Below are 23,081 nucleotides of genomic sequence, written 5' to 3' on the forward strand. Positions count from 1 at the left end.
GTGACCTGCCAGGCCGGGTCAATGTGAACGTGCAGAGGCCGTATATGCTGCATGCGGCATATGTTATCGGCTGTCGGCCGCTTATTGCCACGGGCGCGCGGCTTCTCTACATTGCGCTGATGGACGGCCGCCTCGCTGCCAGGCAGGGGCACATGCTTGTTCTGGCATAAACACAGCGAGTGCACCGATGAGCGAAGCAAAGATCCAGTTCTACAAAGGCCCCGCCGGGGGATGGGGCGCATTGCGCAGCGTGGCGCGCCAGCTGCTGCAGCATCGCATCGCTGCCAAGGGCTCGCGCACGCTGCTGTCGGCCAACCAGCCCGATGGCTTCGATTGCCCCGGTTGCGCCTGGCCCGACCGCCAGCATGCCTCCAGCTTCGAGTTCTGCGAGAACGGCGTGAAAGCCGTGGCGGCCGAAGCCACCGCCGACCGCGCGACCCCCGACGTGATCGCCCGCCACACCGTGACGGAGCTGCGCGGCTGGAGCGACCACGCGCTGGAGGCCATGGGCCGTCTGACCGAGCCGCTGGTCTACGACGCGCACACCGACCGCTACCGCGCCATCGGCTGGGACGAAGCCTTCGCCATCGTGGCCCGCCACCTGCGCGCCCTGCCCTCGCCCGACGAGGCGATCTTCTACACCTCGGGCCGCACCAGCAACGAAGCCGCTTTCCTCTATCAGCTGTTCGTGCGCGAGTTCGGCACCAACAACTTTCCGGATTGCTCGAACATGTGCCACGAGCCCAGCGGCATGGGCCTCAAGGGCAGTGTCGGCGTCGGCAAGGGCACGGTCACGCTGGACGACTTCGAGCTGGCCGACTGCATCCTGATCTTCGGGCAGAACCCGGGCACCAACCACCCGCGCATGCTCGGTGAACTGCGTGCGGCGGCCCGACGCGGCGCACGCATCCTCAGCTTCAACCCGCTGCGCGAGCGGGGGCTGGAGCGGTTTGCCGATCCGCAAAGCCCCGTCGAGATGCTCAGCGGCGGCGCCACCACCATCTCGTCCGACTACTTCCAGCTCAAGGTGGGCGGCGACATTGCGCTGCTCAAGGGCATCATCAAACACCTGCTGCAGCTGGATGACGAGGCGGTGGCACGCGGGAGCGCGCGCGTGCTCGACACCGCGTTTCTTGCGGAGCACACCATGGGCTTCGATGCCCTGCGTGCCGACATCGAAGCCGAAGACTGGGCCCTGATCGAACGCGAGTCGGGCCTGAGTGCCGAGCGGCTGCGCCATGCCGCCGAGGTGATTGCCCGATCGGACAAAGTCATTGCCTGCTGGGGCATGGGCATCACGCAGCACCGGCATGGTGTGGGGGCGGTGCAGATGATTGCCAACCTGCTGCTGATGCGCGGCATGGTGGGCCGCCCGGGTGCGGGGCTGTGTCCCGTTCGCGGCCACAGCAATGTGCAGGGCGATCGCACCATGGGCATCTACGAGAAGCCATCGGCCGCCTTTCTGGATCGCTTGCAGGCCGTGTATGGGTTCGAGCCGCCGCGTGCCGAGGGCTACGATACGGTGGGCGCGATCGAGGCGATGCGCGATGGGCGTGCCTCGGTGTTCTTCGCCATGGGCGGCAACTTTGCCGCTGCCACGCCAGACACGCCCACCACCTGGGCCGCACTGCAACGCTGCGCGCTGACGGTGCACGTGGCCACCAAGTTCAACCGCAGCCACACGGTAATCGGCCGCGAGGCGCTGGTGCTGCCCTGCCTGGGCCGCACCGAGATCGATGAGCAGGCACATGGCATCCAGCATGTCAGCGTGGAAGACTCGATGAGCATGGTGCACCTGTCAGCGGGCATCAACGCGCCCGCCTCGCCGCACCTGCTGTCGGAGCCGATGATCGTGGCGCGCCTGGCCGCTGCCACCTTGCCCGACAGCCGCGTGCCGTGGATGTGGCTGGTGGAGGACTACGACCGCATCCGCGACCACATCGAAGTGGTGTTCGATGACTTCAAGGGCTTCAACGACAAGGTTCGGCAGCCCGGTGGATTCCGCCTGCGCAACACCGCGGGTGAGCGCGTGTGGGCCACGGCATCGGGCCTGGCGGAGTTCCACGTGCACGCCATCCCGACGGACACTGCCGTGCACCGTGCCAAGGCCGCTGCCGGTGGTGAAGGCATGGCCGGCATGGTGTTCACATTGACCACGGTCCGTTCGCACGACCAGTACAACACCACGGTGTATGGCCTCGATGACCGTTACCGCGGCGTATTCGGCCAGCGGCGCGTGCTGTTCATCCACGCCGAAGACCGCGCACGGCTCGGCCTGCTGGAAGGCGCCTGGGTCGACCTGGTGGGCGCCGCGCCGGACGACGACTGCGTGCGCGAGGCCGAAGGCTTCCGGCTTGTGGACTACGACATCCCGCGCGGGTGCGTGGCCGGCTACTACCCCGAGACCAACGTGTTGGTGCCGTTGAGCAGCCACGCGGTCGGCGCGCGCACGCCCACGTCCAAGTCGATTCCGGTCCGGCTGCGCCCTGCCCGATCCGTCCCGGAGGCCGCTTGAACCGCGATCCGGTGTTCGCGGCAGGCGCGCCCACGCCCGGTGTGGGCCATGTTGATGTGGTGCGCCATGACGGTGGCCAGGCAATCGTGCGGGCCGACGTGGTGATCGACGAGCAGCCCGTTGCCCTCGTCTACAACGGGCTGTCGCACGTGGTGATGATGGCCACGCCGCTTGACCTGGAAGACTTTGCCCTGGGCTTCTCCTTGTCCGAAGGCTTGCTGAACTCGGTGGATGAGGTGCGCGACCTGACCGTACAGCCCGGCGCCATGGGCACAACGGTGCAACTGGAGGTGTCGCCCCGGGCCTTCTCCCGCTTCAAAGACCGCCGCCGGCATCTGGCCGGACGCACGGGGTGCGGCCTGTGTGGTGTGGACAGCCTGCAGGCTTTCCACGACGCTTTGCCTGCGAGCAGCGTGACGCAGCGCTCTGGCGCCCTCCCCGGCCCCGTTGCCGTTGCACGCGCGTTTGCCGCCTTGCCCGCGTTGCAGCCGCTGCAGGCCCGGACGGGCGGATGCCATGCTGCGGCGTGGAGCAACCCTCAGGGGGAGATTCAACTGGTGCGGGAAGACGTGGGCCGCCACAACGCGCTGGACAAGCTCATCGGCGCCCTGGTGCGCCAGGGTGAGGCCTTGCCTGAGGGCTTCGCGCTGGTCTCGAGCCGGGCGAGCCACGAGATGGTCAGCAAGTGCATGCGCCTGGGGGTCGGCACCCTCGCAGCCATTTCGGCGCCAACCAGCCTGGGCGTGGACCTGGCGCGGCGCGGGGGGCTGCAGCTGTTCGGATTCTGCCGAAACGACGTGGCGGTGCAATATGCATGACCCGCCTAAACCGGCCGTGCGCAAACGTCAGTAGCGATTGCGTTCCGACGAGGAGCGCGGGCCACCAGCTTGCCGTCCGAAGGCCAAGACGCTAGCATGTGTATGCTTTTCATCAAGGGTACACATCATGCGCACGAACATCGAGATCGACGACAAGTTGATGAGCGACGCCCTTCGCCTCACGGGCTTGAAGACCAAGAAGGAAGCCGTTGAGCTGGGGTTGCGCACCTTGCTGAGGTTACGGCAGCAGGAAGAGTTGCGCCGCTTCCGCGGCAAGTTGCAATGGGAAGGAGACCTCGACGCCATGAGGACCGACAAGTGATTGTTGTGGACTCCAGCGTATGGATTGACTTCTTCCGAGGGGTGACGACGCCGCAGACCAACCGGTTGGACGCCTTGTTGGGCACTGAGCCCCTCGCTGTGGGCGACTTGATCCTGGCCGAAGTGCTTCAGGGGTTCAGCAGCGAGAAGGACTTCAACCAGGCCAGAAGGCTGCTGACCTCATTGGATGTGATCACCCTTGGCGGGCAACACGTTGCACTGCAGGCCGCGAGGAATTACAGGCTGAACCGCCCCGGCTTCTGCGGAGGCCAGTTGCTTTGAGTCAGACGTTGATCGCGGCCTGACTAGCGCGTTGGGAATGGTATCGGTCTTCGAACTCGGCAGGTGGCCTGTAGCCCAGGGGTGCCATCAGCCGATGGTGGTTGAACCAGGCGACCCATTCCAGCGTCGCCAGCTCGACCGCCTGCTTCGTCTTCCACGGCCCGCGGCGGTGAATCACCTCGGCCTTGTAGAGCCCGTTGATCGTCTCGGCCAGCGCGTTGTCGTAACTGTCACCGCGGCTGCCGACGGAGGGTTCGATGCCAGCCTCGGCCAAGCGCTCGCTGTAGCGAATCGACAGGTATTGCGACCCCCTGTCGGAATGACAGATGAGCCCGTCCTTCTCGGTCGGCCGCCGGGCGTACAACGCTTGTTCCAGAGCGTCGAGGACGAACTCCGTGTGCATCGAGCTGCTCTGGCGCCAACCGACGATCCGACGGCTGAACACGTCGATCACGAAGGCCACGTAGACCCAGCCTTGCCACGTCGAGACGTAGGTGAAGTCGGTGACCCACAGCTGGTTCGGATGGTCGGCCTTGAACTGCCGATTCACACGATCCAACGGGCATGGCGCCTTCGGGTCAGGCACCGTCGTGCGCTGTCGCTTGCCTCGGCGAACTCCCTGCAGGCCGTGCTGGCGCATCAAGCGCTCCACGGTGCAGCGCGCGATGTCGATGCCTTCTCGACGCAGTTGGTGCCAGACCTTGTCGGCACCGTAGACCCCGAAGTTCGCCTGCCACACGCGACGAATCTGCGGCGCCAGTTCAGCGTCGCGCAAGCTGCGTCGGCACAGCAGCGCCGGGTCGCGTTGACAGGCCGCGTGCCGCCAGTACGCCGACGGGGCGATCTGCAGCACGCGGCAGATCGACTCGACCCCGAATTCTTGGCGATGCCGGTCGACGAACGCCTTCAGGACTTGATGCGGCGGTCGAGCTCCGCCTGGGCGAAAAACGCGCTGGCCAGCTTCAGAATCTCGTTGGCCTTGCGCAGTTCGCGCACCTCGCGCTCGAGATCTTTGATGCGCTGCGCTTCCGCCGTCGTCGGCCCACCGCGCAGGCCGTGGTCGCGCTCGTGCTGCTTGATCCAATTGTCCAGCGTCTGCGCCGTGCAACCGATCTTGCCGGCGATGGACTCGATGGCCGCCCACTGTGACGGGTGCTCATCTCGGTGCTCCAGCACCATGCGCACCGCGCGCTCGCGAACCTCGGGGGAATACTTCGAACTTCTCATCTTGGCTCCATCATCTCAAACGAGGGAGCCTCCTTCAAAGCCGGGGCGGTTCAAGACACATCGGCAAATCTGCGTGGTATTGACCACATGTCGTGCAGTTGAAACCGTTCATATGTGAGGCCTAACGAATGAAAGGGACTTCCCCGTCCCGAGCTAGCCGCGTATTGCGGCGAACGGCATCGAAGTGCCACGATGGGGTTGCGAATCTCATCAACTCACTCGGAAGGGGAAGTCCATGGCCATTATTGCGATTGGGATCGATCTCGCCAAGAACGTGTTTGCGGTGCACGGGGTGGATGCAGCGGGCAAGGCGGTGCTGGTGCGTCCGGCGGTGCGGCGAGATGCGCTGCTGGAGCTGATGGCCAAACTGCCGCCGTGCCTGATCGGCATGGAGGCGTGCTCGGGGGCGCACCACTGGGCGAGGCAGTTTCAGCAGTTCGGGCACCAGGTGCGCATCATGGCGGCAAAGTTTGTGGCGCCGTATCGGCTCAGCGGGCGGCGAGGCAAGAACGACGCGGCAGACGCGCAGGCGATCTGCGAAGCGGTGCAGCGCCCGCAGATTCGGTTCGTGCCGATCAAGAGCGAAGACGCGCAAGGCCGCTTGAGCATCCACCGCGTGCGCCAAGGGTTCATCGAACAGCGCACCGCCACGATCAACCGCATCCGAGGTTTGCTCAGCGAGTACGGTCACGTACTTCCGCAGCGCGCCGAGGTGGTTCGGCGCGAAGCAGGCCAATGCCTGGAAGACCTGCCGGGCTGGGCGAACACGGCGATTGGCGATTTGCTCAGCGAGCTGCACCGGCTGGATGAACGCATTGCCGAGTACGACCGGCACATCGAGACGATGGCCAAGGCCGACGACCGCTGCCGCAGGCTGATGTCCATACCCGGTGTGGGCGACAAGACGGCCACCGCCCTGATGGCCAGCATCGGCAGCGCGCATGACTTCAAGTGCGGCAAGCAGCTGGCGGCGTGGTTGGGCCTGGTCCCCAGCCAGTACAGCTCTGGGGGCAAACAGCGTCTGGGGCGAATCACCAAAGCCGGTGACGGTTACCTGCGCATGCTGCTGATATTGGGCGCGCGAGCGGTGGTGGCCAATGCGAATAAGAAGGACGACCGGCTCAGTCGCTGGGTGGCAGACCTGGCTGAGCGACGTGGGTACTGGAAAGCGGTGGTGGCGGTGGCGGCCAAGAATGCGCGCATGGCCTGGGCGATGCTCAGCAAAGGCGAAGCGTTCAAGCCATTGACCTGACGACTGCCTGAGAGTGCCCGTGTACCGATTCATGGCGTGATGCCGCGTTGATGAACCAAGGTTGGACCTGCGCGGGGAAGGCTCGGTTAACTTGTGAAGGCGCCACGTGGCGACCTTGACTAACGAATGGAGCCCCCGCGTGCGTCTTTCATCAGGGTCCGCAGCACAGTGATGCTGCTTTGAAGACCGGTTGTAGTGTTGCCGTCCTTATCCCTTGGTTGACCTTTGCGCGACTGATCCCTGGGTTGGTGTTTTGATGGTTTGCAGGTTCCAGGTGAATCGCCTTCGGCGAATCACCCGGGGATGGTTTTGCTTGACAGATGGGGAAGCCCTTGTAGTTCGAGCTAAGCTGCCCGCGTAGGCATGTGCCGCAAGGCCGGGCTGCGAAGATGCGACGATAACCGCAGACCGGCCTTGCGGCGCATGCCGTAGCGGGTCAGCTTGAGCGAGGGGTTAGATTCGCTCGTACGCAAGCTTGACGGCCTGCGGTCCGTAAATGCGTTCAAGTCTGCGAACAGTGAAGTGACCCCGACTCATGTCTTGGAAATGGTCCATAAACAAGTAGTTGATTGCGCCGCCGGAGATCGCGCCGATTACCGGTATTGCCTGGGCCGCCGCCTTCTCAGTGACCTGCACTTGGAACCGGGAGGCAACCAAAACGACAAGGCGCACGAGCGCAGGAGCACCTTCTTCGGCAATGGTGTGTGCGGCAAGATACTCCGTTGCTTCGGTGACCGCGCGACTAAGCGCCGCCCTCATCGCAAAGTATGCTGTCTCCGAGGCGTCGTCCTTGCTTCCGGGGCCGCCCAAAGCAAAAACTTCAATACACGCCAGCTTTGTCTGCACGTCTGTAAGGCTCTCACCATTGGAGCGCGCAATATCCGCAATGGAGCGGCACATGATGGTCGTTGAAACTGGAAGCTCGATGGCAAGGGCGGGCAATCCAAAGAAGCCGCCTGCTGCACCAGTGATCGTGGCCGCGGCCTTGTGCCACCAAGGATAGGAGTCTGTCTCCGCCTTGCTCATCGTCAGCACTGCGCCCTTCAGGGCAACCATGAGGGCTTCGCGGGTGAACTCGCCTACCTTGTCCTGCCATGTAGCCGGTAGGAGTTCGATGCCTTTTTCGATTGGCTTCCCGAGCAGATTGCTTGCCTTTATTGCAAAGCCCGGGTTCTCCAGCAGTTGCTTTGCATAGCGAAGCTGGTCGAGATGCTGGGGTTCGAGTTGCTTCTCTTGCTTGGCCACAAGTTCCTCCTCCGCACGAGGCGGTTGTTGCGAATCTAACTGTGTTTTAGCGGACAAGACCGTCCGGTTACATTGTCCATTTATCAGTCTTGTAACACGAGACACCCCACCGCGGCACCCCTCCTAAGTAGGCGTTCCAACTAGACTTTCCTCGCGAACCCGGCGCCCACAGTATCCAGATAGGCCCCAGCCAAACCGGACATTGTTACTGTGCCGTTCGCCGCGTCGAAGCCGCTCCATCCTTGCGCTGATTCAGCGATCCACACTGCGCCACCTGGAATGCGCAGCACCCAAGCGTCACGAACGTCGCCGAGAATCACGCCCATGCCCGCCCGCCATCCCGCCCTCGCCCTGCTGCTCGCCGCCGCTTTGCCGGCGCAGGCCGCCCGCCCCTTCATCACTGACGACGCCCGTCTGACCACCGCCGGCAGTTGCCAACTCGAATCCTGGACGCGGGCGGAGAGCGGCAGCACCGAGTTCTGGGCGCTGCCTGCATGCAACCCGTGGGGCAATCTGGAGTTCACCGCCGGCATGGGCACGGCGCGCATCGAGGGCCGTCCCGACTCGCACGACCACCTCTATCAGCTCAAGACGCTGTTCAAGCCACTGGAGACCAACGGCTGGGGCTGGGGCCTGGGGGTCGGCACCGTTCGCCATCCCGGCGTGAACCCGGGTCCCAACCTGCTGGGGAACGTCTACGCCTATGTGCCGATGTCGTTCTCGTTGCGCGACGACCAGGTGGTGGTGCATGCGAACGTCGGCTGGCTGCGCGACCGTGCGAGCCGCGAGCACAACCTGACCTGGGGTCTGGGCGGAGAGATCCGACTGACCGACCGTGTCCTCGGCATTGTGGAAAGCTTCGGCGACCACCGCCACCGCCCGCTGTTTCAGATCGGCGCGCGGTTCGCCTTCGTGCCCGATCGCATCCAGTTCGATGCCACCGTGGGCGAGCGCGTGAACGGCCCGCACAGCAGCCGGTGGATCTCGTTCGGCGTGCGCCTGACCCCTGACCGACTTTTCTAACGGGTCAGGCGTGCCCTTGCACGCCCTCGGGTTCGGGTCGCAGCCCGCCGCCCTGCAAGGCCCACAGCACCCCGGCCACCAGCAGCCCCACGCCCACCAGGGTGCCCCGGTCGGGTGCCGTGCCGCGCAGCATCAGCGCGTAAGCCAGCGCGGCCAGCGTTTCGAACACGATGAGTTGGCCCACCAGGGCCGTGGGCAGTCGCTGGCTGGCTTCGTTCCAGCACAGGGTGCCGATCCACGAGGCCAGCAGGCCGATGGCGAACATGGTGCCGACGAAGGCCTGTGCACGCGGGCCGAAGGGCATGGCGAAGGCCGAGCCGCTGGCTGCGTTCCAGAGCCAGAACCCGGCATAGCCAATCAGCGCCAGGGGCAAGGTGGCCAGGCCCTGGGCCGTGGCCCAGGTGCGCGGATTGCGGTCGGGGTGGGCGCGCAGCCAGTCGGCGTTGCGCAGCGGATACCAGGTCCAGCACGCCACGCCGAACACCGCGAGCACCGCGCCCAGTGCGTAGTTCGCCAGATCAAGCTGGCCGCTCTCAGTCAGCAGGGCCAGTTCGGCGCGGTTCACCAGCCCGATGCCAGCCAGAATCAGCAGCAGCGAGGGCCCCAGTCGTTGCCACGGCAAGCGCCCATCGCGGCGGGCATTACGCCGGTTCGAGCACAGCGCGATGACGACCGGCAGCGTGCCGATGATGACGGTGGGCAGGGGCCCGCCGGCCAGCTGGATGGCCGACGCGAGGCAGCAGTAATAGACCACATTGCCGACCAGAGCGAGCTTGAGCGCATCCTTCCAGTCGGCCGCGGTGAGCTGGCGCAGGTTGGTGCGGTCCAGCCAGCCCAGAGGCAGTGCGATCAACCCGAAGGCCAGGTAGCGCGCAAAGGACAGCAGGGCCGCTGGGTATTCCGGCAGCAACACCGGGGCGATGAAGACGAGCCCCCACACCAGTCCGGCAACGAGGGCAAACAGGGTTCCGATCCACATCGACCGGATTATCCCAACTGCGGCGGCTGAAAGCGTTGGCGGGCCTCGGCCACCTGCGCGCGCACCACGCAATCGGCGGCGTGGTCATTGGCCAGCCCCATGGCCTGCATGAAGGCGTACATGGTGGTCGGCCCCACGTACTTCCAGCCGCGGCGCTTGAGCTCCTTCGACAGCGCGATGGACGATGCGCTCGTGGCCACGGGAGTGGGCGCTTCCTCGTCCACGCGCGGTGTCTCGAACCGCCAGAAGAAGGCCGCCAGCGAGCCCGCCTCGGACACCAGCTCCTGCGCGCGGGCGGCATTGTGGATGGCTGCCTCGATCTTGCCGCGATGGCGGACGATGCCCTCGTCCTGCAGCATCCGGTCGACGTCCGCTTCGGTAAATCCGGCCACACGCTGGAAATCGAATCGGGCAAAGGCACGCCGGAATGCCTCGCGTTTGTTCAGGATGGTCAGCCAGCTCAGACCGGACTGGAAGCCTTCAAGGCAGATTTTCTCGAACAGGCGCCGGTCATCGGCCACCGGAAAACCCCACTCCTCATCGTGGTACGCGCGGTAGGCAGGCGTGCTCAGGCACCAGCGGCAACGGACAAGGCCATCGGGGCCGGCGGCGGTCGGGATCATGCATCTGCTCCAGGGCGGGCGAAGGGCGGGCCAGCATAGCAGCCCGGGGTGACAGCGAGGCGGGCACCGCAATTGCCGGATGAAGGCATGCGCACGAGCGCTGCGCCCCACACCCCGGCGGACTGCGCTCAGAAGTTCCGCCTGACCCGAAGGAAAACGTCATGCCCACATCCAAGTCCACCAGCTCCAAGTCGAGCAGTTCGAAGTCGGCCTCTGCCTCGCAGGGCAAGACGGCGACGAGCCAGCCGGAAGCCGTCAAGCTGCTGGTGAAGGACCACAGGGAAGTCAGCAAGCTGTTCAAGGCCTATGCCAAGCTCGTGAAGGACGAGGCCGAAGGCACCGAGAAGCAGGCGCTGGTGACCGAAATCTGCACGATGCTCAAGGCGCACACCGCCATCGAGGAAGAACTGTTCTATCCCGCCGCACGCGAGCTGATCGAACAGGACATGGTCGATGAAGCGGTGGTGGAACACGCCAGCGCCAAGGACCTCATCAGTCAGATCGAGGCCATGCAGCCCGATGAAGAGCTGTACGACGCCAAGGTCACCGTGCTCGGCGAGTACATCGAGCACCACGTGAAGGAAGAAGAGGAAGAGATGTTCCCCAAGGTTCTGAAGGCCCGCAGCGATGTGGACTTCGACGAGCTGGGCGAACAGATGACCGCCCGCAAGGAAGAGCTGCTGGGCGAGATGGGCGCCGATGGCGCGATGCACTGAACGCCGCCACCTGGCCGGCAACCCAGGAGAACACCATGGATACCGCTGAAGTGACCCCCTCCCCCACGCTGTCCCGGCCGGTCGATCTGGCCGAGACGGTGCTGCGCACGGCCGAGCAGTTCTGCCAGATGAACGTGGCGGCCACGAGCGTGATGCTGCAGGCGCAGGCGCAGGCGGCTGGCGCCGTCGGCCTGCCGGACTGGTCGGCCATGATTGCGGTGGGCAGCGAGCAGACCCGCCAGATGCTGTCCCTGGGGACCGACCAGCTCGTGCAGGCCGCGCAGCATGCCGACGCCATGGCGTGCGAGATGCAGCGCAACACCTCGCAGATGCTGCAAGACCAGACGGCACGGGCGACGGAGATGGTGAACGCCAGCATGGACCAGATGGGCCAGCGCGCGCGGGAACAGCTCGACCGTGTGGGCTCCTGGCAGGATCGCAGCGTCAACGTTGCGGCCGGCTGGACACAGGCCACCGCAGAGGTCATGGAGCGTCTGCCCCGACCTGATCTGCGGATGGCGCCCCTGTCTCAAGCCGTTCAGAGCGCGCTGCCAGCCGGACCGTTCTGATCAGTCGCTGGCCCTCTCTTCCACGAAGGGGGCCAGCGCCTCTTTCACCGTCCGGGCGTGAATGTCGCCCCCGTCGGTGACGAGAATGTGCAACTGCACCGAGCGTGCTTCCGAGCGGTGGGTCTGTCCGGCAGCGAGCGCCGCATGCTCCTCGCTGGTCGCTGTTTGCGCCGTGTCGATCACCAGTTCCCACGATTGCGCCTCCGACACATGCGGCATCACGAAGTCGATTTCTTCATGGCTTGCGTTGAAGACGACGAACACCGTGGCGTCGTCTGACGGACGGTCAATGCCCGACGAGGGCGCACGCCCGTCGAGCAGCATGCCGATCCATCGACGTCCCGGGTCGTGCCACTGCTCTTCGGTCAGGTCGTTGCCCTGCTCGTCCAGCCACGCACAGTCGCGCAACTCGAACGCTTCACGCCATTCGCCGGTGAGAAAGCGGTTGCGTCGCAGAACCGGCAAGGCTTGCCGTAATGCCAGCAGCCGCTGCACGAAGCGCGTCAACCGCACCCCGTCTTCGCCGATGTCCCAGTCGAACCACGAGGTCTTGTTGTCCTGACAGTACGCGTTGTTGTTGCCGCCCTGTGTGCGGCCGCACTCGTCGCCGGCGAGCAGCATGGGCGTGCCCTGCGCCAGCAACAGCGTGGCCAGTAGGTTGCGCTTCTGTTGTTCGCGCAACGCCAGAATGTCGGCGTCGTGAGTGGGGCCTTCGGCGCCGCAGTTCCATGAGCGGTTGTCGGCATGGCCGTCCCGGTTCTCTTCGCCGTTGGCCTCGTTGTGCTTGTCGTTGTAGCTCACCAGGTCGTGCAGGGTGAAGCCGTCGTGGGCGGTGATGAAGTTGACGCTGGCCCATGGGCGCCGACCCCGGCGATCGAACTTGTCGCCCGACGCGGTCAGTCGCCTCGCCAGATCGGGCAGCTGCCCCTCATCGCCTTTCCAGAACGCACGCACCGTGTCCCGGAAGGTGTCGTTCCACTCGGCCCAGCCCGGCGGGAACCCGCCGACCTGGTAGCCGCCCGGGCCGCAGTCCCAGGGCTCGGCAATCAGCTTCACGGATGACAGCACCGGGTCCTGGCGGCAGCTGTCGAGAAACCCGCCGCCTTCGTCGTAGCCGTGCGGCTCGCGGGCCAGGATGGTGGCCAGGTCGAAGCGAAAGCCGTCCACGCGCATCTCGGTGGCCCAGTAGCGCAGGCTGTCGGTCACGGTCTGCAGCACCCGCGGATGGCTCAGGTTCAGGGTGTTGCCTGTGCCGGTGTCGTTGATGTAATAGCGCGGCTGCTCCGGCATCAGCCGGTAGTAGCTGGCGTTGTCCACGCCTTTGAAGGACAGCGTGGGGCCGAGCTCATTGCCTTCGGGCGTGTGGTTGTAGACCACATCCAGAATGACCTCAAGGCCGGCCGCATGAAACCGCTCGACCATGTACTTGAATTCGTCGATGGTCGGGGCACTGAGGTAGCGTGGGTGTAGCGCGAAGAAGCCCAGCGTGTCGTAACCCCAGTGGTTGCGCAGGCCCTTGTCGAGCAGGTAGGGCTGGTCCACGAACATCTGGACGGGCAGCAGTTCGACCGAGGTCACGCCGAGCTTGCGGATGCGCTCGATCACGGCATCCTCTGCCAGCCCCGCAAACGTGCCGCGCAGGTGATACGGCACATCGGGATGCTGCTGCGTGTAGCCGCGCACGTGCGTCTCGTAGATCACGGTCCGGTCCCAGGGCACACGCAGGCGTTCGTTCTGCTGCCACTGGAAGCGGGAATCGACCACCACGCACTTGGGCATGAGGTGGGCGCTGTCGCGCTCGTCGAAGCTCAGGTCGGCATCCGGGTGGCCGATCTCGTAGCCGAACAGGGCCGGGCCCCATTGCAGGGACCCCATGAAGGCTTTCGCGTAGGGGTCGAGCACCAGCTTGTTGGGGTTGAAACGGTGCCCCGCATCGGGCTCGTACGGGCCGTGGACACGGTAGCCATAGCGGGTGCCGGGCCCGATGCCGGGCAGGTAGCCATGCCAGACTTCATCGGTGTACTCGGGCAGCGTGACGCGCGCCCACTCGGTCTCGCCCGACTCATCGAACAGGCACAGTTCCACTTTGGTGGCATGCGCAGAAAACAGCGCGAAGTTGACGCCCTGGCCATCGTATGTGGCACCCCGCGGAAATGGAGAGCCTTCAGCCAGCGCCCCCAGGTCGTATCCTGAACCCATTGATCGAGACTCCCGTGGCACCCGCACCCGACGGGTGACTTGCAGCGGTGGCCACAGGGGCGATCACGGCAAACCTCGTGCCCGAGAGGTCAGGCCGATGCGCCTTGCAAAGCGCGTTGCACGAGCGTCTGCAGGTGCGGCACCTGTTCGGCTTCGAACCAGGGATTCTGTTTCAGCCAGCGGTTGTTGCGTGGACTGGGGTGAGGCAGCACGGCCGTCATCGGGTCTCCTGCAGGCGGCCGGCGCACGAGTTCGGCCAGGGATGACCGCGTGCCGGGCATGTGGTGCGCGAGCGCGTACCGACCGATCACCAGTTTCAACTGGAGGTCGCGCAGTTCATGCAGCAGCCTGGCATGCCACCGTGCCGCGCATTCCGGGCGCGGCGGCAGATCCCCTGAAGGGCCGGTGCCCGGGTAGCAGAAGCCCATGGGCAGGATGGCCACGCGGTGTGGGTCATGGAACACGGTCGCATCGAGGCCGAGCCAACGGCGCAGCCGCGCACCACTGGCATCGTTGAACGGGATGCCCGTTGCATGGACCTTGCGACCCGGTGCCTGGGCGGCGATCAGAATGCGTGCCCGCGGGTGCAGTTGCAGGACCGGGCGAGGCCCAAGGGGCAGCACACCTTCGCAGACGCGGCATGCGCGCACCTCGTCCAGCAATGGAAAAAGCGCCGACATCAGGGCAGTGTGCCCGATGAGCGGCGCTTCAGGTGAGGCAGCCTCAGCTGCCCCGACCGGCGTACCGGTTATCAGTAGCTCGGACGACGCGGGCGGAAGCCGCCGGCACCTTCTTCGCGGGGACGGGCCAGGTTGACCACGAGGGCACGGCCGTCAACCGACTGACCGTTCATGCCCTTGATGGCGCTTTGTGCTTCTGCACCGCTGGACATTTCGACGAAGCCGAAGCCCTTCGAACGGCCGCTGTCGCGGTCCATCATGACCTTGGCGGACACGACATCGCCGAAGCGGCCGAACTGCTCTTGCAGATCGCCGTCTTGGGTGGAGTAAGGCAGATTGCCAACGTAGAGCTTGTTGTCCATGAGGGACCTTTCAGAAAATGGCCGCGTCCAGGCAGACGCCTTGCGGCACGGGTTGAATCAGGGGTTGCGCGACGGAATGTCGGGCAATCAGAAACGACGACGGGGGGGCGGCTTCGGCGCGCCACCCACACGGGGTTCGAGGTGACGGAAGGTGATGCGGCCCTTGGTCAGGTCATAGGGCGACAGCTCCAGCGACACCTTGTCACCGGCCAGGATGCGGATGCGGTGCTTGCGCATCTTGCCGCCGGTGTAGGCGGTGAGCGTGTGCCCGTTTTCCAGGGTCACGCGGAAGCGCGAATCGGGCAGGACTTCTTCGACCTGTCCGCGCATTTCAATCAGTTCTTCTTTGGCCATGTGCGATGCCTCGTTGATGTTTGCGCCGGGGTGTGCCGCTCAGGCAGGCAATCCGGAAAGACGGAGGTAGCCCAGCCCCTGCTCCAATGCGTACTGCATGGCGGCCTGGGGGGTGGGAAACACGGGGATGAAGCGGAACACACGATCGTGTGTGCCGGAGCCCCGGCCGCTTCGAATGGAGAGCGAGGCGGCGTATTGGCCGCTTGGCGTCTGCTTGCTGAGCGGTGACAAGAGGAACTTGCCGACAGCGCGTGTATGAGATGGGATGCTTTTCAAGAGATCTCGGGCGGGCGCACTCAGGGTACGGCCGCAGGGCGGGCGCAAACCAGGCTGCACGATGCAGTCGGACGCCACGCGGAATGGGAGGAGTGGCTTTGCACACCCGGATACGGGTTGGGTGACGCAAAGAGGCTCTGAGAGCCAGGCGACGCTTGCCTGGAAGGGGCTGATCACGCCATCAAGGTGATCGCCGATGGGGCAGCTGCGGCGCCGTGGTGGCGGGCAGTGCGACAACGATGCTGCGGAGGTAAGCGGTGCTGCAGCAAGTGATCACACTCTAACAGCGAAACGCGGTTTGTGCCAACTTTGTTTTCACACCACGGCTTTGCGGTGGACAGGCTGCATCACCGATGGCCGGTCCGGCGGGCCAGCTCGGCGTCCATGTCGGCCATGGACAGGGGCTTGGCCAGGCACTCATCGGCACCCGCTTCGATGCATTGCCGGCGGACTTCGGCAGACCAGCCGGCGGTCAGGATCACGATGGGAAACGGCGGGATGTCGCCCCGCCGCTGCATGGCACGAAGCTGCATCGTGGCTTCAGCCCCGCCCAGAACGGGCATGTGGAGATCCATGAGCACCATGTCTGGCGCGTCCCGCATGCAGGCATCGATGGCGGCCTGACCATCCGTTGCGGTGCGGACGACATAGCCCAGCGCTTCAGCAAAGCCCTGCCCCACGATCAGGTTCATCGGGCCGTCGTCGACGATCAGGACGGTGGAGGGAGACGGCCCGCGCAAGGGCTCGGGCGTGGTGGTGTCGGCGACGCCGTCCGGGGAGGACAGGCTGCGGGTCATCTCGTCGAGGTCATGTGGGCTCAGCGGGTAGACGTGCACCTCATAGCCCTTGACGTGCGCGGGGTGACGCAGGCTGGCAGACCCGGCCTGGACCGCGTAGATCAGGCGGGCGCCGGCGTGCAGCAGCGGGGCCAGGTCCAGTGTGCCGTCTCGAGCGGGGTTGCCGGTTTCGAGCACGATAACCAGGGCCGGCAGCGCGTGCCTGGGCGTGGAACGAGCCCGCGCCGTCGCGTTCTCGAAGGAGCCGATGCGGGTGGTGGTCCAGCCGAGTCTGGCGAGGCGCCTTTCCCAGCTGCGGGCAAGTGCATCGTCGACGTTGACCAGCCATGCGTGGGCACCCTGCGCGTGCGGTGCAGGCGCATCGGTGGCCAGGGGCGCCTCGACGCCGGGCACGTTCAGGGTGACCAGAGCGCCGTGTCCTGGCATGGCGGTCATCTCGACCTGGCCCTGTGTGTGGGGGCAGATGCCCGAGGCGGTCACGGTGCCCGGGTCGACCGAGGCCGCCTGGCAACGCCACAGGCCGAGGTGAGCGTGCGCCGCCGTGACCGATGCCATCGTGACGTTCGTGCCGACGGCGGCGGCGCGAAGTTGCAGGGAGGGCGGCGATTGCGAGAGGTCGGCCCGTGCCGAGATGACGAACGAGCCGCCGGTCGACAGCCCGATCACCGCGAGGAACAGGCGATGCAGCGCCCCTTGCAAACTGCCCGGATCGCCGGCGATGCGCACGCCCGCACTCTGGCAGTCAAAGGTGAACGAGAGGCCTTGGCTTCGAGCGAGAGGAACAACTTGTCGCGCGGCGACCGTGAAGACCTCTGCGAAATCGAAGCTCATGACGATTCCCCTGAGGAGGAGCAGGTAGTCGGGGCACGGTAGCACGCGGCGACCCGGGCTGATACCCCACGGTCTGCATGTCGCTCCAGCGGCAGGCCCATCTGCACGCGAGCAGGGCGCGCGGACTAGACTGGCCCGATGACGAATGAAAACCGGGAGAGTGCTTTGCATGCGGGGCAGTTGCCGCGCGAGTTGAGTGATCGCCTGAAGCGGCCGTTCACACTGTTCTTCCGCGTCCACGCCGCTGGCGGCGGCGTCCTGCTGCTGTGTTCGCTGGTGGCGTTGGGGCTGGCCAATTCACCCTGGGCCCATGCCTATGCGGCCATCTGGGAGACCCGGGTCGGCGTGCACGCCGGAGGCTGGGTGTACGCGCGGTCGCTGCATGCATGGATCAACGATGCGGCGATGACGCTGTTCTTCTTTCTGGTGGCGCTGGCGCTGAAGAAGGAGTTGGTGCTGGGCGACCTGCGCAACCCCCGCATGGCAGCCTTGCCGATTGCCGGCGCCATCGGCGGCATGCTGGTGCCGGCGGGCTTGTTCCTGGCCGTGATGTCCGGCCGGCCGGGCAGCCAGGGGTGGGGCACCGTGATGACGACCGACACGGCCTTCGTGATCGGCTGTCTGGCGCTGCTGGGCACCCGCGTGCCAAGAAGCCTCAGCATGTTCATGCTGTCGCTGGCCATCGTGGACGACATCGGGGCGATGCTCGTGGTGGCCTTGGGGTACAGCGACGCGATCGACTGGCGTGCACTGGCCTGGGCTGTAGCAGGCCTGGTGCTCTTGCGGGCAGCGGCCTGGGCCGGCATACGGGGCTTTCCGGTGTACTTCCTGCTGGGCAGCTTCATCTGGGTGGCGGTCGATGCATCGGGCGTGCATGCCACGGCCACCGGCGTCGTGCTCGGCCTGATGACGCCGGCACGTCGATGGGTCACGGATGATCGCCTCTACGCGATCCTTGATCGGGTCGTGGCGCACCCCACCGCGTTGGAGCATGGCGGCGACACCCGCGACCGTGAGACGCTGCAGATTGCGGAGATTGCCGCGCGCGAAACGCTTTCGCCAGTGGAACGGCTGGAGATGGCATTGCACCCGTGGGTCAGCTTTGTGATCCTGCCCTTGTTTGCGCTGTCGAACGCCGGCATGACCCTGGGCGAAGGCCAGTCGGCTGGCACGCTGACGCTTGCCGTGGTGCTGGGGGCGGTGGTTGGCAAGCCGGTGGGCGTCCTGGCGTTTGCCTGGCTGGCCATGCGCTCCGGTGTGGCGCTGCGCGCGCCCGGCCTGGCCTGGCGCCACATGCTGGGTGGCTCGCTGCTCGCCGGCATCGGTTTCACGATGGCGCTATTCATCGCCAACCTGGCCTTCGACCACACCCAGCTTTACGAGGCGAAACTGGGCATTCTGCTCGCGTCGCTGGGTGCGGCCGTAACTGGTCTGGCCGTGTTGTGGTGGCCCTCGAGGCACAGCGTGCCCTGAGGGCACCCCGTCACTGGCCTGCCACGAAGGCGTCGATGGCCTGTTTGCCCAGCCACGGGTGGTCGGTGAAGAAGCCGTCCATGCCGAGGTTCAGGAAGGCCCTGACCTGCCCGGTCATGTCGCCCAGTTCAGCCGGGTTGCTGCTGCTGTCGAACTCGTTCGGCAGGAAGGTGTTCTCGGCGCGGAAGGTCCAGCCGTGCACCTTCAGGCCCGCTGCATGGGCGTCGGCCACCACCGTGGTCGGGGTGCCCAGCACGCCGCCCTTCAGCGGGATCATCAGGTTGGTGTTGGCCCCGATGCCGACCGCATAGGTGGCGATCTCTTTGAGGTTCGCGGGCTGGGTGAGGTCGACGTAGGTGCGGGGGTCTCCCTTGACGACGAAGTCGTACGGCTTGCCCGAGGCGCTCAGCAACTGGACCAGCGGCAGGCGCGTCATGCGCGAGAGGTCCTTCAGGTTGCTGACCTCGAAGGACTGGATGAACACGGCGGCGTCACGGCCGCGGTAGCCATTGCGGTGCAGGGTGCGAACCAGCGGCTCTTCCAGCGACAGGCCGATGCCGTCGAAATAGGTCGGGTGCTTGGTCTCGGGGTAGACGCCGATGGGCTTGACGCGCAGCGCGGCCTTCACGCCACCGCTGGCCAGGGCCTGCTGGCGACGACGCAGGTTGGCCTGCTCGACCAGGTCCAGCACCTCCTGGAAGGTCGGGACTTCGAACATGTTGTCGAAGCGCGTGTTGGCCGTGCGCAGCTGGGGCAGGCGCTCGCGGGCGCGCAGGGTCTTGAGTTCGGCCAGGGTGAAGTCTTCGGTGAACCAGCCGGTGATGCGGGTGCCGTCGATGGTCTTGGTCGTCTTGCGGTCGGCGAACTCGGGGCGTTCGGCGACGTCGGTGGTGGCTTCGCGGATGCTGCCGTCGGCGTTGAGGATGGCGATGGCATTTTCGTGGCGGGCCACGAGGACGCCGTCCTTGGTGCTCACCAGGTCGGGCTCGACGTAGTCGGCGCCCTGCTCGATGGCCAGCCAGTAGGCGGCGAGGGTGTGCTCGGGCACATAGCCGCTGGCGCCACGGTGGGCGATCAGCAACGGCCGGGTGTCCGCCGTGTCGTGGTCACGGGCGGGGCCATGGGCCGAGGCGGTGAGGGACACCAGGGCGAGCGCGACCGCGCTGAGGGTCAGTTTCAACATCGAAAGGACTCCGATCAAGTGAGGCTGAAGAAGATCGAGGCGCAGTCTCGCGGGCTTGTGTGTCGGGACCGTGATGGGGCATGAGGTCATCGGATCAAGGGGGATCACTGTCACAAACCTGTCAGCGATAGGTCAATAGGATCACGCCCGCTGCGTCACATCGACGGAAGCGGAAAAGGTATGGAGTCCATGAAGCGCTGTGGTGCGTCCCTTGACGGGGTGCCGTTCAAGAGGTGGGAGAAGGTCGGTGGCTTCACGCTGCTGGAGCTGCTGGTGGTGCTGGTCATCATCGGGCTGCTGGCAGGCTATGTGGGGCCGCGCTTCTTCTCGCAGATCGGCAAGTCGGAGGTGAAGGCCGCGGCCGCCCAGATCGATGCGCTGGGCAAGGCCCTGGATCAGTATCGGTTGGACACGGGGCGCTATCCCAGCACCGAGCATGGCCTCGGGGCGCTGTGGGTCAAGCCGGCTGACGAGACCCGGTGGTGGGGGCCGTATCTGCGCAAGGCGCCGCCGCGCGACCCGTGGGGCCGCGAGTATGTCTACAAGGCACCGGGTGAGCACGGCGACTACGACCTCAGCTCGCTGGGCAAGGACGGACGCGAAGGGGGCGAAGGGGAGGATCAGGACATCACCAACTGGTGAGCGCCTGAGCAGCCATGACCCCAAGCCGACCTGACCACCGCGGTGCGTCGCAGCCCGCTGTGCCGCCCGGCCGCCCTGCCCTGCGCGCGCAGCGCAAAGTGGCGTTTCCAAGACGCCTGTTCTGCCAGGAGTTGGCGGTGCTGCTGGACGCCGGCATCCCGCTCTATGAGGCCTTGCAGACGCTGTGCGAAAAGGAGGCGCATGCGCCCGTGGCACAGGTGCTGCGTGGGCTGACGCTGGCGCTGTCGCAAGGGCAGACGCTGTCGCAGGCGATGCGCGCCCACCCCGAGGCCTTCAGTCCGCTGCTGATCGCGTCGATCGAGGCGAGCCAGCGCACGGGCCAGACACCGGAGGCGTTGCGCCAGCACGCGGCCTATCTGGCCTGGCTGACCGGGCTGCGCGACAAGCTGGTGAGTGCCGCCATCTACCCCGCGATCCTGATCGGCGCCAGCCTGCTGGTGATCGGCTTTCTGACGGTGTTCGTGGTGCCCCGCTTTGCCGAGATCTACGAGGGGATGGGCGGTGAGCTGCCATGGCTTTCTGGCGTGCTGCTGCGTACCGGACGGGCGGTGGGCGCGCATCCGTGGGGCGCTCTGCTGGGCCTGGTGGCGGTGGCCGCTGCGGTGGTCGGCATGGTGCGCCATCCCGCGGTGCGTGCTGCGCTGGGCCGCTGGCTGTGGCAGGCGCCGGTGATCGGTGAGCGGTTGCGGCTGATCGAGCTGGCCTCGTTGTACCGCACGTTGGGCCTGCTGCTGCAGGCTGGGGTGGCCGTGGTGCCCGCCATGGAGGCGTCGGGCGAACTGATGGGCCCGGGCTTTCGGCGCGCACTGGGTGAGGCCACACGCCGCGTACGCGAAGGCATGCGGCTTTCGGATGCCATGCAGCAGCACGGGCTGATCACGCCCGTGTCGCTGCGTATGGTGCGCGTGGGCGAGCAGACCGGTGAGCTGGGCTCGATGCTGGAGCGTGCTGCCACGTTCTATGACGAGGAGCTGGCTCGCTTCACCGAGTGGGTAGGCAAGGTGGTCAGCCCGGTGCTGATGCTGGTGATGGGCACGCTGATCGGCGGCATCGTCGTGCTGATGTACTTGCCGATCTTCCAGGTTGCGGAGCAGATTCAGTGAACGCCATCCTGCAGTCGCAGCCCGACGAAGCGGGCAGCCTGGAAGCGGCCGTCGCGGCCGATGTGGATTCACCGCTCAACTGGCGGCTGTGCTGGGGCCAGTGGCCGCTGGCCAGCGCCTTGCGGCTGAAGGTGGTGGTGGCGCAGGACGGGACCGGGGCGTTCTGGGCTTTGTCGGCCGGGGCGCCGCAGCCGCTGCACCGGGAGCTGCTCACGCGCTCGGTGGGCCAGCCGGTGCGCTGGCGCACGCTGGATGAAGAGACGCTGGGGGTGCTGCTCGCGCGGGGTGAGCAGGCCTTTGAAGCGCGCGGCGTGTTCGTGCACCAGGCGACCGACGGAGGGACGCGTGAAGACGGCCAGCCTCATGCTCTGTCGGTGGAGGCGATCAGCCGTCAGAGCAGCCCGGTCATCCGGCTGCTGGACGCGACCCTGTTCGACGCGCTGAAGGCCCAGGCCAGCGACCTCCACCTGGAATCGACGGCCACGGGCATGGTGATCCGACATCGCCTGGACGGCGTGATGATCCGCGTGGGCGAAGTGCCTTCCCGGGAGGTGGCCGAGCAGTTGGTGTCCCGCCTGAAGGTGATGGCCGAGCTGGACATCGGCGAGCGCCGCCTGCCGCAGGACGGGCGCTTCAAGCTGCGCGTGCTGCAGTCGGCCGATGTGGGCGAGCGGGATGTCGATTTCCGCGTGTCCATCATGCCCAGCAGCTTTGGTGAAGACGCCGTGTTGCGGATTCTGGACCGGTCTCGCCTGACTGAGGAGGCTCAGTCGCTGAGCCTGGAAGGCCTCGGCTTTGATGCGCAGGACAGCGCGGTGGTGCGGGCGTTGGCGCGCAAGCCCTACGGCATGCTGCTGGTGACCGGCCCGACGGGCAGTGGCAAGACCACGACGCTGTACGCCGTCGTTCAGGAGATCAACGACGGGACGGACAAGATCATCACCATTGAAGACCCGGTGGAGTACCAGCTGGGCGGGGTGGTGCAGATTCCGGTGAACGAGAAGAAGGGCCTCACCTTTGCGCGCGGCTTGCGAAGCGTCCTGCGCCACGACCCGGACCGGGTGATGGTGGGCGAGATCCGGGACGCCGAGACGGCCCAGATTGCCTCACAGGCTGCCCTGACGGGGCATTTGGTCCTGTCCACCATCCACGCCAACAATGTGTTCGACGTGGTGGGCCGCTTCATGCACATGGGGGTGGACCTCTACAACATGGTGTCGGCGTTGAACGGCGTGGTGGCGCAGCGGCTGATGCGGCGCCTGTGCACACAGTGCGCAGCGCCCTGCCCGCCCGACGCGGCGGCGCTGCGTGCGGCGCACCTGCCACCCGACACCGCCGGCCACTTCCATCGCGCGGTGGGGTGTCCGGCTTGCCGGGGCACCGGCTACCGCGGCCGCAAGGCCATCACCGAGATCCTGTTGATGGACGACACCCTGCGCGACCTGATCGTGGCGCGGGCCCCGCTCACGCAGATCAAGGGCCATGCGCGGTCTCGCGGCACCCGGTTGCTCCGGGAGTCGGGCCTGGCGTGCGTGCTGCGCGGCGAGTCGACGCTGGACGAGTTGCAGCGCGTGACGCTGGCGGAGTAGG

The 23,081-nt window shown here is 66.1% G+C and carries 21 protein-coding genes, 1 pseudogene and 1 other annotated feature; of the genes and pseudogenes, 12 read left to right on the plus strand and 10 right to left on the minus strand.

All coding sequences use genetic code 11. The features are described 5' to 3' along the window. The first annotated feature begins 187 nt into the window (after positions 1–187). The 4 genes and pseudogenes from DEH84_RS17755 to vapC form a co-directional block, all read left to right on the plus strand. Positions 188–2,515 (plus strand): FdhF/YdeP family oxidoreductase, encoded by a 2,328-nt coding sequence (locus tag DEH84_RS17755; RefSeq protein WP_109038551.1) that lies wholly within the window; start codon positions 188–190, stop codon positions 2,513–2,515. Then, positions 2,512–3,333 (plus strand): formate dehydrogenase accessory sulfurtransferase FdhD, encoded by an 822-nt coding sequence (fdhD, locus tag DEH84_RS17760; protein WP_245932824.1) that lies wholly within the window; start codon positions 2,512–2,514, stop codon positions 3,331–3,333. The genes DEH84_RS17755 and fdhD overlap by 4 nt, the downstream gene beginning before the upstream one ends. Positions 3,334–3,460: 127 nt before the next feature. Further along, complete coding sequence (locus DEH84_RS17765) at positions 3,461–3,655, plus strand: type II toxin-antitoxin system VapB family antitoxin (protein WP_109038553.1); 195 nt, start codon at positions 3,461–3,463, stop codon at positions 3,653–3,655. After that, positions 3,652–3,897, plus strand: a pseudogene (vapC, locus tag DEH84_RS17770) (type II toxin-antitoxin system VapC family toxin); the annotation flags it as partial. The gene DEH84_RS17765 and the pseudogene vapC, both read left to right, overlap by 4 nt. Positions 3,898–3,937: 40 nt before the next feature. Here vapC and DEH84_RS17775 read toward each other — a convergent pair. Further along, positions 3,938–5,163 (minus strand): IS3 family transposase gene (locus DEH84_RS17775; RefSeq protein WP_483860665.1). Its coding sequence is split into 2 segments (ribosomal slippage): positions 3,938–4,857 and positions 4,857–5,163, totalling 1,227 coding nucleotides; the frame shifts between segments, so codons are not numbered across the junction. Continuing rightward, positions 4,772–4,888 (minus strand) — a sequence feature (AL1L pseudoknot). (Overlaps the previous gene by 117 nt.) Positions 5,164–5,398: 235 nt before the next feature. On the opposite strand from DEH84_RS17775, the gene DEH84_RS17780 reads away from it, so the two are divergent. Further along, positions 5,399–6,415, plus strand: a complete 1,017-nt coding sequence (locus DEH84_RS17780; protein WP_109038528.1) for an IS110 family RNA-guided transposase — start codon at positions 5,399–5,401, stop codon at positions 6,413–6,415. 453 nt (positions 6,416–6,868) lie between these two features. Here the strand turns inward: DEH84_RS17780 and DEH84_RS17785 are convergent, their stop codons facing one another. Further along, on the minus strand, positions 6,869–7,660 hold the full coding sequence (locus tag DEH84_RS17785; protein ID WP_109038554.1) for an EcsC family protein: 792 nt from the start codon (positions 7,658–7,660) through the stop codon (positions 6,869–6,871). 324 nt (positions 7,661–7,984) lie between these two features. On the opposite strand from DEH84_RS17785, the gene DEH84_RS17790 reads away from it, so the two are divergent. Continuing rightward, positions 7,985–8,683 carry a PA4824 family protein gene (locus tag DEH84_RS17790; protein ID WP_109038555.1) on the plus strand — a complete coding sequence of 233 codons (699 nt, stop codon included), beginning with the start codon at positions 7,985–7,987 and terminating at the stop codon, positions 8,681–8,683. Between the two features lie 4 nt (positions 8,684–8,687). Here the strand turns inward: DEH84_RS17790 and DEH84_RS17795 are convergent, their stop codons facing one another. Both DEH84_RS17795 and DEH84_RS17800 read right to left on the minus strand, forming a co-directional pair. Beyond that, positions 8,688–9,662 carry a DMT family transporter gene (locus DEH84_RS17795; protein ID WP_109038556.1) on the minus strand — a complete coding sequence of 325 codons (975 nt, stop codon included), beginning with the start codon at positions 9,660–9,662 and terminating at the stop codon, positions 8,688–8,690. Positions 9,663–9,670: 8 nt separating this feature from the next. Beyond that, entirely contained in the window at positions 9,671–10,285 is a 615-nt protein-coding gene (locus DEH84_RS17800) for a DNA-3-methyladenine glycosylase I (protein WP_109038557.1), read from the minus strand. Between the two features lie 161 nt (positions 10,286–10,446). Here DEH84_RS17800 and DEH84_RS17805 point away from each other — a divergent pair, with 161 nt between their 5' ends. Beyond that, on the plus strand, positions 10,447–11,001 hold the full coding sequence (locus tag DEH84_RS17805; protein WP_109038558.1) for a hemerythrin domain-containing protein: 555 nt from the start codon (positions 10,447–10,449) through the stop codon (positions 10,999–11,001). 35 nt (positions 11,002–11,036) lie between these two features. Then, positions 11,037–11,570, plus strand: coding sequence for a hypothetical protein (locus DEH84_RS17810; RefSeq protein WP_109038559.1), 534 nt, complete (start codon positions 11,037–11,039; stop codon positions 11,568–11,570). Here DEH84_RS17810 and glgX read toward each other — a convergent pair whose 3' ends face one another. The 5 genes from glgX to DEH84_RS17840 form a co-directional block, all read right to left on the minus strand. Further along, positions 11,571–13,769 carry a glycogen debranching protein GlgX gene (glgX, locus tag DEH84_RS17815; RefSeq protein WP_109038560.1) on the minus strand — a complete coding sequence of 733 codons (2,199 nt, stop codon included), beginning with the start codon at positions 13,767–13,769 and terminating at the stop codon, positions 11,571–11,573. Positions 13,770–13,858: 89 nt separating this feature from the next. Further along, positions 13,859–14,449, minus strand: a complete 591-nt coding sequence (locus tag DEH84_RS17820) for a uracil-DNA glycosylase family protein (protein ID WP_109038561.1) — start codon at positions 14,447–14,449, stop codon at positions 13,859–13,861. A gap of 71 nt (positions 14,450–14,520) precedes the next feature. Continuing rightward, positions 14,521–14,811: an RNA-binding regulator gene (gene rbp, locus DEH84_RS17825; protein ID WP_109038562.1), complete on the minus strand. Its 291-nt coding sequence runs from the start codon at positions 14,809–14,811 to the stop codon at positions 14,521–14,523. 87 nt (positions 14,812–14,898) lie between these two features. Then, positions 14,899–15,165 carry a translation initiation factor IF-1 gene (gene infA, locus DEH84_RS17830; RefSeq protein WP_109038563.1) on the minus strand — a complete coding sequence of 89 codons (267 nt, stop codon included), beginning with the start codon at positions 15,163–15,165 and terminating at the stop codon, positions 14,899–14,901. Positions 15,166–15,788: 623 nt separating this feature from the next. Continuing rightward, positions 15,789–17,069, minus strand: a complete 1,281-nt coding sequence (locus DEH84_RS17840) for a response regulator (RefSeq protein ID WP_159099055.1) — start codon at positions 17,067–17,069, stop codon at positions 15,789–15,791. A gap of 138 nt (positions 17,070–17,207) precedes the next feature. Here DEH84_RS17840 and nhaA point away from each other — a divergent pair, with 138 nt between their 5' ends. Continuing rightward, positions 17,208–18,542 carry a Na+/H+ antiporter NhaA gene (gene nhaA / locus DEH84_RS17845; RefSeq protein ID WP_109038565.1) on the plus strand — a complete coding sequence of 445 codons (1,335 nt, stop codon included), beginning with the start codon at positions 17,208–17,210 and terminating at the stop codon, positions 18,540–18,542. A gap of 10 nt (positions 18,543–18,552) precedes the next feature. On the opposite strand, the gene DEH84_RS17850 is transcribed toward nhaA, so the two are convergent. Then, positions 18,553–19,725, minus strand: a complete 1,173-nt coding sequence (locus DEH84_RS17850) for a glycerophosphodiester phosphodiesterase (RefSeq protein WP_109038566.1) — start codon at positions 19,723–19,725, stop codon at positions 18,553–18,555. A 189-nt stretch (positions 19,726–19,914) separates the two neighbouring features. Here DEH84_RS17850 and gspG point away from each other — a divergent pair, with 189 nt between their 5' ends. From gspG to DEH84_RS17865, 3 genes are read left to right on the plus strand one after another with little or no spacing between them, the layout of a single operon-like run. Beyond that, positions 19,915–20,367, plus strand: a complete 453-nt coding sequence (gene gspG / locus DEH84_RS17855) for a type II secretion system major pseudopilin GspG (protein ID WP_179950643.1) — start codon at positions 19,915–19,917, stop codon at positions 20,365–20,367. 14 nt (positions 20,368–20,381) lie between these two features. Next, a complete protein-coding gene (locus tag DEH84_RS17860) occupies positions 20,382–21,491 on the plus strand; it encodes a type II secretion system F family protein (protein WP_109038568.1) in 1,110 nt (369 codons plus the stop codon). Then, the gene (locus DEH84_RS17865; RefSeq protein ID WP_159099056.1) at positions 21,488–23,080 is read left to right on the plus strand and encodes a GspE/PulE family protein; all 1,593 of its coding nucleotides are present in this window, start codon (positions 21,488–21,490) and stop codon (positions 23,078–23,080) included. The genes DEH84_RS17860 and DEH84_RS17865 overlap by 4 nt, the downstream gene beginning before the upstream one ends. The last annotated feature ends 1 nt before the right edge of the window (position 23,081 follow it).

This window comes from Aquabacterium olei, from assembly GCF_003100395.1.
GTDB lineage: Bacteria > Pseudomonadota > Gammaproteobacteria > Burkholderiales > Burkholderiaceae_C > Aquabacterium > Aquabacterium olei.